Genomic DNA, 10,505 nt, shown 5'->3' on the forward strand with positions numbered 1-10,505 from the left:
ACCAGCTATATTTAGGGGTAGAAAATATTGATCATTCTCGAACCAAAGCTCGTTCTCCACAGACTAATGGCATATGTGAAAGGTTCCACAGAACTATGCAAGATGAATGTTACAATATTATCTTTAGAAAGAAAATTTACACCTCTTTGGCAGAACTTCAGTTAGACGTAGACCATTGGGTGCATTCTTACAATAGATCTAGACCGCATTCAGGTAAATATTGCTATGGTAAGACTCCTATGCAAACCTTTTTTGATAGTATGCATATTGCTTATCAGAAAAATATTGATAGCATTAAACAGGATGCTGATTTTGGTTTTGACTTTGTTAATTCTTCTGTCAGTTAATTCATGCTTGTCAGATTAAGTCTAGACTATTACATATTATACTGATCACTAATCCAGCAATATTACTGAGTATCACAAAAGTTAAACCCTGACAAATACCGTAAATAAGCCAAGATGATGAACAAATAAGATAATTCACCAACATTAGCATCGATATGTCACGAGTAAGTTTTGTGATATATGGCTCTATATACTTGAGGCAATAACCCAATGAGAGATGTAATGAATGCGATGATGAAGCCAAAGCATTCTTCAATATTTATATACATACATTTTCCTACGTTTGTTTTAACAAGATCAGGTTCAAAGGGTTGTACTTTATGTACTCTCAGCTTTTTTAGAGCACCCCTAATGCGTGTAATTTATAACATCATTTAGTCTATTAATCAAGAAATTAACAGTGACTTGCATTCATGAAACCCAATCGGCTTCTATGCTAATTATTATCCAAACTAATAGTCGGCTGTGCATCCTGCTCAGAGATCAGAGCAACTAGCAAATTGTTTATCAATTGAACCTTTTGTTTTCCATCCAATTGTAAGCTTTTATTTTTTTCAAAATGGGCTATTACTTCTTCGATAATTCCTATTGCATTTTGCACTATATGCTTTCTTGCAGAGGTGATGGCATGCGCTTGTTGACGCCTCAGCATTGCTTGTGCAATCTCAGATGAATAGGCCAAATGCGATATTCTTGCTTCTGCAATTTCAATTCCAGCAATATTCAATCTTTGTTGTAGCATTGATCTCAATTCATTTGAAATTTTATCAGAATTTTTACGCAAAGATTCCTCATCGTTTTCGCTATCATACGGATAATTACTTGCAAGTTCTCTAATTACCGAGTCACTTTGCACAAAAACAAAATCATGATAATTATTAACATTATAATATGCCTTCGCAGGACTGCTCACTCTCCAAACAATTACTACTGAAATCTCTATCGGACTTCCATTAGCATCATTAACTTTAATTTTTTCTGTGTTAATATTCTGAAATTTCAGAGACACTCTATATTTACTCGAAAACGGAAGCGTTACGCATATTCCAGACTTAAAATAAGTTCCAATATAATGACCAAAAAACTCTATCACTCTTGCTTCATTAGGGTCATTAACGAAAAGTGCCTGAAGAAAAGTCAAAATTGAAACAGCAGCAACTCCAAGTGCAATTGTGCTATCATACACAAAAAGTACCAATAAAATTAACCCTAGCGCTATTAGTACAGGAAAAGCCTGAATTTTACTTAGATTTCTATCACTTATCGTATTTTTATCTGTGCTGTCTTTATCAGATTGCTTTTTCACTTGCACCCTCTCTGCTGATTATTTCATCTACCTTACTTACAAATAATTTAAACTCTCTTAATTCACGATCAGGCAACTTTATCTCATTGCCATGAGCTATCGTAAGCGGATCAATATGTTTACCATTATATATAACTTCATAATGTAAATGAGGTCCTGTTGCAACACCAGTGCTGCCGACATAAGCAATGATCTGCCCCTGCTTTACTTTAGAGCCTAACTTTATATCGCTACTAAATTTGCTTATATGTGCGTAACAAGTTGAATATTCATTTTTGTGTTTTATTTTGATGTAATTTCCATAGCCACCATTCTTTCCTATATATTCTACCACACCCTCTGCAGCAGCATATATGGGACTGCCAAGCTTAGCTGCATAATCTACTCCTTTGTGAAAAGCAATTTTACCGCGAACAGGATGCTTTCTATTACCAAATTTCGAAGATATACGAAAATCTCCGTTTAAAGGATTTACAAAAATTTCGCTACTCTTCAAGCTTACCCCCTCTTTATTAAAATACACTTCTTTTGCTTCTTGTGACTCATAATGATACAAGCTCATGACCTTTTTATCTGTTGTCAGTGAAGTATATAAAATTTTTTCTTCTGCCTTCTGATTACTGAGTGATTTTTCACACAGCACCTCCAATTTGCTTTTGGGCACAATGTCTTTTTTAAAATCTACACCATAACCTTTATATATGTCGATTAATCTCATTACTGTATTTGGCGCCAAACCTTCTGCGTCAAAAAAAGAGGATTTTATGTCACTGGATATGAATAACAACTTTCTATCACTTTCTGTCACCAAAGCAGCTTTTTTTTTCCTGATCCCGCGCTGAAGTAACGCTGGAAAGTGGTTTAGGTTGCTTTCTGTTATTCCAGTGCTTGAACAGTTTTTTAATCGAAAATGTTGTATAGCGTGCTGTTTACAATCAATTTCCAGTGTCTGGGCACTGGAATGACAATAGTATTTCTGCGCAAATGTTTCAGTTGCATATGCTGGTAAAATACAAAGCAGTGGAAGTATTACAAGCCTCATAGTTTATCAGCAAAAATAAAATTACCTTCAACATACTGCACATCATCATTATCTTCTAGCTCTTCAACTAATGTAGATAATTTATCAATTAATTCTTTGTCGCTCACTTCAATCAGGTCCTTTGGTTGCCATGAAAGACGAGCAAGTTCTGGTTCTCCAAATTTTGTATAGAAAGCATCACGCACTCTACCAAAATCTTTCACTTCACAAGTTATAACATATAATTCTTCTTTGTTATTTTCCTCAACATTCAATACTTCTAATTCAATTCCATAGTTAAATAAATCTTCAAAATTTATACCCTCTGCTTTATAGACAATTAAGCCTACATGATCGAAAAGGTAACTCACACATCCTGTTTCTCCCAAATTACCGCCTTTGCGAGAAAAGATATAACGTATCTCAGAAGCAGTTCGGTTGCGATTATTCGTCAGAGCATGAACAATAATTGCAGTACCAGAAGGTCCGCAGCCTTCATATTGTATTTCTTCATAATTTTCTCCAGCAACGTTACCAGTTGCATTTTTTATTGCTGTTTCTATTTTATCTTTTGGTAGATTTTCCTTTCGCGCAGCAAAGATAGCAGAGCGAAGACGTGGATTAAGCTCGGGATCAGGTAGCCCTTGTTTTGCAGCAACTGTTATTTCCCTAATGAGCTTCGTAAATTTTTGCGAGCGCTTTGCATCCTGAGCACCTTTTCGATGTTTTATATTTGAAAACTGTGAATGACCAGCCATAAGAAAACTAATTCACCCCTTCTACTAACATATTTTCATACTGCTCAGCTTCTAAGTCAAGGCCAAGAGCTAAGTGAGCTGTTATTAAATAAGTAATAACTCTAGAAGAATATTTAGAATCTTTATCGCTTATCATATCTTGAAAACGCTTAATTGCTGCTAAATATTCACCACGCTTTAGGTAAAATTCACCAATAGAATACTCTTTTTTTGATATATGTTCTGTGATTAATTTTTCTTTTTCTTTGATCTCTTCTATATATTCGCTATTCGGAAAAAGATTAATATATTCAGTAGCTAGCTCTAAAGTTTTATATGCAATTTGTTGCCCAAGCTGCACTTTGTTAATTTGCATGTAATAAGATAATACTCTTAAGTAATATACATATGGCAAATCTTCACCATTTGGATAAACGTATATATAATCATCCATATCACTTGCAGCACCGCTGTATTTACCCATATTATAGTGAGAAACCCCAGACAATAATTTGGCTTTCATTGCCCAATAAGATAAAGGATACAAATCCTCTATCTTTTGAAATGCTCTAATAGCTTGCTTATATTTTTTCTGATCATAAAGCTTAACTGCCTCCTCATATAGTTCAGTTTCAGTGTGTTCAAGATCATTCGCATACGACTGCGTGAAGGGGCAAGTCAGAAGAAAAAAGCATATGATTAAAGTCTTATACATAAGATTTTTTTTGATCAAAATAAAGTATAGACTAAATATTACCTAAATAAACAAATTTTTGGCATTATCATCGAACGAAAAGCGGCTCTTGGCCACCATTACCTATATTGCTCGCACCACCACCTATTGCAACACCCTTTCCACTCACTTCTACGTTCTCTAGCTTTCTACTATAAGAATGTGTGATCAATCCACTTCCTACCATCAAAAGAGCAAGACCTACCAGACCTAAAGCAGGCCCAACAGCAGATGATGCTAATGCTACTCCAGAAATCAATATTATTCTCCTGATTAGTAATAAAGAAGAACCAGCGAGCATTAACTTAGCTGCAGACATATTGCTTGTCTTTTTTTCAGATTTCTCATCAAAATCTTGCTCTTTTTCTACTTCATATTTTTTACTTTTCTTGTACTCGCGATAGCAGAAAGTAGCACTCGCTACAAAGTAAAATAGACTAGAAATTGAAAAAGCTACGTCTCCTATTATTCCTTGCTCCAATGCTTCACCTACTATGCTAGCCACAATAACTAATGTAACTAAAGCAGCATCAGCATAGTTAAAGTAATCATCAACGGTACAAGGAAGGTCTCTCTTTTCTTTTTCTACTGTTTTCCCACTTTCAATATTCTCCAATTCTCGTTCTTTTTGTGCTATTTTTCTATTATTATAAATTAAATATAGTGTGCAAATAAGATATAAAGTTGTGAAAGGTAATATAGTATGGCCTAATGAGCTGCTTATAAGGCCAAGTAATACCTGATCGCTACATGTTTTTTCGAGCTCAATTGCCATCAATAATGCAAATGGAACCATTGTTACCAATGATACACATTTCCTATGTAGCTCTCTTTTTTTTAGTGTTAATAGTTCTTGTTCGAGCTTTTTGCTTTTTTCTTCCTCTCTTTCTTTTCTGACTTCTTCATCAACTGTTGGCCAAAAATCCCAGAAAAAATCTTCCATTTTAGCACCTTTTTTACCTTTGGATCTTTTTAAAAAAAACTTAGTGCCTGTAATACTAGTCATATGAACAGACCAACTTATGAACTAATACATTATATAGTATTTTAATTACCAAGTCAATGTAATGAAATTATTAACTTTCTTTGTATACTCTTAAGCAATTTAGTCAATCTGTTTGATGCCAGCTAGAACGTAATTATAGCCTGACCACATAGTCATAACAGCCGCAGCCCATAAGCAAACCACACCTATATATTTAGTTGCTTCATAATCACTCATTATTAACGCTACTATAGCAACCATCTGCAAAAATGTTTTAATTTTCCCAGCCTTACTCACAGGTAAACTAACGTTTGTAGCTATCAAGAACTCCCGCATACCTGAAACTAATATCTCCCTACAAACAATTATAACTGACGGTATAATTGTAATATCATCTATCTTGTGCTTATAAACTAGCATGATTATTGTTGAAGCTACTACTAACTTGTCGGCAATTGGATCAAATAACTTGCCAAAATTCGATTGGACTTTCCATGCACGCGCTAAATAACCATCAAAAAAATCTGTAATGCACGCAAACATAAAGATCAATATTGTTATTAGACTTGCATACTTACTCTCTATATAAAAGCTTGATATTATTGCCGGTATTGCGAGCGCACGAGAGATTGTTAGCAAATTAGGCACGTTTTTCTTAAGCATGTCACATCACCCTACGTAGTAGATAAATTTATACAGAAGTACAATAGAGTTCACAAGCTAATAGTTGAACATTCATAAAAACCCCATATACTTAGGAAATTACTAACAATAAGCTCAAAGCATGAATAATGATTTAGATAACACCACAAAACAAGAAGCACTTAAGTACCATAATAAAAGTGGTAAACCTGGTAAGGTATCAGTTATACCAACAAAACCCTTATCCACACAGCATGACCTATCACTTGCTTATTCCCCTGGTGTTGCAGCCCCATGCCTTGCAATAGCTAAAAATCCTAAAGCTGTTTATGATTACACGGCAAAAAGCAATTATGTTGCTGTCATTTCAAATGGCACCGCAGTGCTGGGACTTGGCAATATCGGTCCTCTTGCTTCAAAACCCGTCATGGAAGGCAAAGCTGTTTTATTTAAGCGTTTTGCTGACATTGATGCAATTGATATAGAAGTTGACACAGAAAACATAGAAGATTTCATCAATGCAGTAAGGTATCTTGGTCCAAGTTGGGGGGGGATAAATCTAGAAGATATAAGATCTCCTGATTGTTTTATAATAGAGAAACGTCTAAATGAGTTGATGGATATTCCGGTGTTCCACGATGATCAACATGGCACTGCAGTAGTTGTTGCAGCTGGTATAGAAAATGCCCTCGATATTGCTGAAAAGAAATTAGAGAATGTCAAGATCATCATGAATGGTGCTGGAGCATCTGGTATTGCGTGTTTGGAAATACTAAAGTCCATGGGCGCTAAGAACATAGTGCTATGTGACAAACAAGGAGTAATACACAAAGACAGAAAAGAGGACATGAATAAGTGGAAGGAAAAATATGCAATTGACACTAAAGAACGTTCTCTACTTGATGCCATAAAAGGCGCTGATGTATTCATCGGACTCTCTGCAAAGGATGTGCTCAGCGAAGAGATGTTAAAAAGCATGGGTAAAGACCCGATCATTTTTGCTCTTGCTAATCCTGATCCAGAAGTAAGGCCTGAATTTGCAAAGTCTGTAAGGCCAGATGCAATAATTGCAACTGGTAGGTCAGACTATAACAACCAAGTCAATAACGTAATGGGGTTTCCTTATATATTCAGAGGAGCACTTGATGTACATGCAACGACAATAAATGAAGAAATGAAAATTGCAGCTGCAGATGCAATAGCGAAGCTTGCCCGTGAGCCAGTGCCGAATGAGATATCTGCAGCCTATGGCGGTCGTAAAATGAGCTATGGACGTGAATATATAATACCTACTCCATTTGATCCAAGATTAATTTCTATGGTATCTCCTGCTGTTGCAAAAGCTGCCGTTACCTCAGGTGTGGCAAGAAAGGAAATAGAGGACTGGAATGAGTATGCAAGTCAATTAAAATCTCGTCTTGCTAGTGCTCTCAGCACGCTGAATCTATTGTCTTCACAATAATCAATTGCATATTTTAGACTTATAATTAAAATAAACCAATGACTATTACAATTCACGAGTTAGAGAAAATTATCAAACAATCATTTCCTGATGCTGATATAAAGATTAAGGACCTTGCTGGAGATGATGATCATTATCATTTAAAAATAACTTCCAAGTGTTTTTCTGGAAAGACAAAAATAGAACAACACAGAATGGTATATAAGGCTCTTGAAGGTCAGTCTATACATGCATTGCAACTAGAAACTGGAGCTTAAAATTAAGGTGATATTTATGAACAACTTTGAACAAATAAAAAAAGACATAGCAGAAAACGATGTAGTGCTGTATATGAAAGGCACCTCTGACTTTCCTCAATGTGGATTCTCTGGACTCGTCGTGTCAATTCTCAAAAAATTGAATGTAAAGTTTAAATGCATCAACGTACTTGAGAATGATGAAATACGTCAGTCCATAAAAAGTTTCTCTGATTGGCCAACAATTCCACAATTATATATAAAGGGAGAGTTTGTTGGTGGCTGTGACATAACACGCGAGATGTATGAAAAAGGTGAGTTACAAAATTTGCTAAAAGAGAAAAAGATTACACAAATACATCAAGAGATGGGCTAGTATACCTCAGTCTCGGTTACACATGCCCATTTATCTCTTTTACATCACATTTTCAACTTATTGTCTTTGTACCTTTCTTGATTTGGCATAAGATTCTACTTTTACCTCTTTTACAGTCGTACCTGGAGCAGTATCTCCGTCACTTTCTAAGCTATCATTAGAAGAAGCTCTCCTGTCACTTTTTAAATTGTCATTGGAAATATCCATATCTTTAGCTTCTATGTTAGCACTTTGCTCAATAAGATTTTTAACTTTTTGGATAGTTTCTTCCGCAACTGCAGTCATCTTTTGGCCTAATTGTGGTTGCATTAGAGAACTTACTATTTCCATGTGATTTCTTTCGCGAGCTAGATCTAAAGGTGTTTTATTATTCTTATTTTTAGCTTCTATGTTAGCATGTTGACCCAGGAGAAATTCACAAAGCTCTAAGTGATTATAACGAGCAGCATAGTGTAAAGGTGTCCATCCTTTCTCGTCTTTAGCTTCTATGTCAGCACCTCGCTCAATAAGATTTTTAACTGTTTGGAGACTTCCTTCTGCAGCTGCAGTTATCAAGTCTTGGTCTAATTTTGCTTGCGCTAGAAAATCTACCATTTTCATGTGATTTCTTTTGCAAGCTAAGTCTAAAGGTGTTTTATTATCCTTATTTTTAGCTTCTATGTTAGCACGTTGACCAACGAGAAATTTAGAAAGCTCTAAGTGGTTATAAGCAGCAGCATAGTGTAACGGTGTCCATTTATCATTATCAGCATCATCAACCCTCATCCTCTTACCAAGAAAAAAATCTACTATTTCTTGATAACCTTCTTTAGCAGCAACATGTATAGGCTTTTTACTATCACTAGTAGTTCTAGCATTAATATTAGCTTTTTTTTCATTCACAAGAAATTCAATAATCTCTTTATGGCCTTTCGATGCAGCATAGTGTAAAAGTGTCCATCCATTATTGTCTTTAGCTTCTATGTTAGCACCTGGCTCAATAAGATTTTAACTATTTGGAGATTTCCTTCCGTAGCTGCATTTATTAGTTCTTGGTCTAATTGTGGTTGCATTAGAAAACTTACTATTTTTGTGTGGCTTTTTTCACGAGCTAAGTCTAAAGGTGTTTTGTTATTCTTATTTTTAGCTTCTATGTTAGCATGTTGACCCAGGAGAAATTCAGAAAGCTCTAAGTGGTTATAAGCAGCAGCATAGTGTAACGGTGTCCATTTATCATTATCAGCATCATCAACCCTCATCCTCTTACCAAGAAAAAAATCTACTATTTCTTGATAACCTTCTTTAGCAGCAACATGTATAGGCTTTTTACTATCACTAGTAGTTCTAGCATTAATATTAGCTCCTTGATCAACAAGAAATTCAACAATCTCTGTACGGCCTTTCCATGCAGAACGGTGTAAAAGTGTCCATCCATCATCGTTTTTAGCTTCTATGTTACCACCTTGCTCAATAAAATTTTTAACTGCCTGGATATTTCCTTGATCTACCTCTTCAATTAATTCAGAACTTAAACTCATTTTGCACTCCTAATATGTTTAAATTGGTATTTAGTAATATAAAAGTACTTAAGTCAATATGTTTTTTGACATATGATAAAAAATTTTTCACAAAAATGTAAATTTGCTATGACAAGTACGTTTCTCATCTTAATTTCTGTATAGTCTCTTAAACTTCAATTCACGTAATTGACTTTACTTTTTCATCAGTCAAATTAGTGAATGCGGGACCCAGTCGTTTTGCACAAAAATGTTGTAGAGCGCTTTCGTGTTTACCAATTTAGTGCCCAATCGAATTCCTAAGACCTGCTGCGAATCAAGGGATAAAAAAAAGGAAAGGAGGGTGACTAAAATGAAGGTTAACTAAAAGGCGTGCTTAAGATTTACAATACCAGCAATAATCTCAGGTGTAATAGTCTAGACTTAATCTGACAAGCATGAATTAACTGACAGAAGAATTAACAAAGTCAAAACCAAAATCAGCATCCTGTTTAATGCTATCAATATTTTTCTGATAAGCAATATGCATACTATCAAAAAAGGTTTGCATAGGAGTCTTACCATAGCAATATTTACCTGAATGCGGTCTAGATCTATTGTAAGAATGCACCCAATGGTCTACGTCTAACTGAAGTTCTGCCAAAGAGGTGTAAATTTTCTTTCTAAAGATAATATTGTAACATTCATCTTGCATAGTTCTGTGGAACCTTTCACATATGCCATTAGTCTGTGGAGAACGAGCTTTGGTTCGAGAATGATCAATATTTTCTACCCCTAAATATAGCTGGTAAGCGTGATTTTCAGGTCTGCCACAATACTCTGTACCACGATCCGTCAAAACACGTAGCAATGATACTTTCTGTTCATCAAAGAACGGTACTACCCTATCATTAAGAAGATCTGCAGCTGTGATAGCAGTCCTTTCTGTGTAAAGCTTAGCAAAAGCAACTCTGGAATAGGTATCAACAAAGGTTTGCTGGTAAATTCGTCCAATACCTTTGATATTACCAACATAATAACTGTCTTGGCTACCTAAGTATCCTGGATGCTCTGTTTCAATTTCTCCATGGGCCTCTTTTTCTTCCTTAGCCTTTTCTAGAGCTGTTATCTGTTCTTCTGTTAAAATGATACCATCCTGAGCTACTTTTGCTTCTAATGCCTTTA

At 35.2% G+C, this 10,505-nt stretch carries 14 protein-coding genes and 1 riboswitch; of the genes, 4 read left to right on the forward strand and 10 right to left on the reverse strand.

What is annotated here, in order from left to right:
- A partial coding sequence (locus OUY_RS02140) for an integrase core domain-containing protein (protein ID WP_139686571.1) occupies nucleotides 1-347 on the forward strand: 347 nt, incomplete at its 5' end.
- A gap of 10 nt (nucleotides 348-357) precedes the next feature.
- Here OUY_RS02140 and OUY_RS06385 read toward each other — a convergent pair.
- From OUY_RS06385 to pgsA, 7 genes are all read right to left on the reverse strand, one after another.
- Nucleotides 358-498, reverse strand: coding sequence for a hypothetical protein (locus OUY_RS06385; protein ID WP_342777216.1), 141 nt, complete (start codon nucleotides 496-498; stop codon nucleotides 358-360).
- A 106-nt stretch (nucleotides 499-604) separates the two neighbouring features.
- Nucleotides 605-707, reverse strand: a riboswitch (TPP riboswitch).
- A gap of 76 nt (nucleotides 708-783) precedes the next feature.
- Entirely contained in the window at nucleotides 784-1,653 is an 870-nt protein-coding gene (locus OUY_RS02150; protein ID WP_010404803.1) for an SPFH domain-containing protein, read from the reverse strand.
- On the reverse strand, nucleotides 1,637-2,695 hold the full coding sequence (locus tag OUY_RS02155; protein ID WP_139686572.1) for a M23 family metallopeptidase: 1,059 nt from the start codon (nucleotides 2,693-2,695) through the stop codon (nucleotides 1,637-1,639). The genes OUY_RS02150 and OUY_RS02155 overlap by 17 nt, the downstream gene beginning before the upstream one ends.
- On the reverse strand, nucleotides 2,692-3,432 hold the full coding sequence (locus OUY_RS02160; protein ID WP_139686573.1) for a YebC/PmpR family DNA-binding transcriptional regulator: 741 nt from the start codon (nucleotides 3,430-3,432) through the stop codon (nucleotides 2,692-2,694). The genes OUY_RS02155 and OUY_RS02160 overlap by 4 nt, the downstream gene beginning before the upstream one ends.
- Nucleotides 3,433-3,439: 7 nt before the next feature.
- Nucleotides 3,440-4,126, reverse strand: a complete 687-nt coding sequence (gene bamD / locus OUY_RS02165; protein ID WP_139686574.1) for an outer membrane protein assembly factor BamD — start codon at nucleotides 4,124-4,126, stop codon at nucleotides 3,440-3,442.
- Between the two features lie 67 nt (nucleotides 4,127-4,193).
- Nucleotides 4,194-5,150: a hypothetical protein gene (locus tag OUY_RS02170; protein ID WP_139686575.1), complete on the reverse strand. Its 957-nt coding sequence runs from the start codon at nucleotides 5,148-5,150 to the stop codon at nucleotides 4,194-4,196.
- A 99-nt stretch (nucleotides 5,151-5,249) separates the two neighbouring features.
- The gene (pgsA, locus tag OUY_RS02175; protein ID WP_010404788.1) at nucleotides 5,250-5,792 is read right to left on the reverse strand and encodes a CDP-diacylglycerol--glycerol-3-phosphate 3-phosphatidyltransferase; all 543 of its coding nucleotides are present in this window, start codon (nucleotides 5,790-5,792) and stop codon (nucleotides 5,250-5,252) included.
- A gap of 121 nt (nucleotides 5,793-5,913) precedes the next feature.
- On the opposite strand from pgsA, the gene OUY_RS02180 reads away from it, so the two are divergent.
- Genes OUY_RS02180 through grxD form a run of 3 tightly spaced genes read left to right on the forward strand, consistent with a single transcriptional unit; the run spans nucleotide 5,914 to nucleotide 7,845 of the window.
- Nucleotides 5,914-7,233 (forward strand): malic enzyme-like NAD(P)-binding protein, encoded by a 1,320-nt coding sequence (locus OUY_RS02180; protein ID WP_139686576.1) that lies wholly within the window; start codon nucleotides 5,914-5,916, stop codon nucleotides 7,231-7,233.
- Between the two features lie 38 nt (nucleotides 7,234-7,271).
- A complete protein-coding gene (locus OUY_RS02185) occupies nucleotides 7,272-7,490 on the forward strand; it encodes a BolA/IbaG family iron-sulfur metabolism protein (RefSeq protein ID WP_006012412.1) in 219 nt (72 codons plus the stop codon).
- Between the two features lie 16 nt (nucleotides 7,491-7,506).
- Nucleotides 7,507-7,845 (forward strand): Grx4 family monothiol glutaredoxin, encoded by a 339-nt coding sequence (gene grxD / locus OUY_RS02190; RefSeq protein WP_010404780.1) that lies wholly within the window; start codon nucleotides 7,507-7,509, stop codon nucleotides 7,843-7,845.
- A 57-nt stretch (nucleotides 7,846-7,902) separates the two neighbouring features.
- Here the strand turns inward: grxD and OUY_RS02195 are convergent, their stop codons facing one another.
- From OUY_RS02195 to OUY_RS02205, 3 genes are all read right to left on the reverse strand, one after another.
- Nucleotides 7,903-8,826 carry an ankyrin repeat domain-containing protein gene (locus OUY_RS02195; RefSeq protein WP_139686577.1) on the reverse strand — a complete coding sequence of 308 codons (924 nt, stop codon included), beginning with the start codon at nucleotides 8,824-8,826 and terminating at the stop codon, nucleotides 7,903-7,905.
- Nucleotides 8,805-9,362 carry an ankyrin repeat domain-containing protein gene (locus OUY_RS02200; RefSeq protein ID WP_139686578.1) on the reverse strand — a complete coding sequence of 186 codons (558 nt, stop codon included), beginning with the start codon at nucleotides 9,360-9,362 and terminating at the stop codon, nucleotides 8,805-8,807. Before OUY_RS02200 ends, OUY_RS02195 begins: the two co-directional genes overlap by 22 nt.
- Nucleotides 9,363-9,783: 421 nt before the next feature.
- The coding region (locus OUY_RS02205) for an integrase core domain-containing protein (RefSeq protein ID WP_139686579.1) at nucleotides 9,784-10,505 on the reverse strand (722 nt) is incomplete at its 5' end.

Source organism: Wolbachia endosymbiont of Leptopilina clavipes (assembly GCF_006334525.1).
Lineage (GTDB): Bacteria > Pseudomonadota > Alphaproteobacteria > Rickettsiales > Anaplasmataceae > Wolbachia.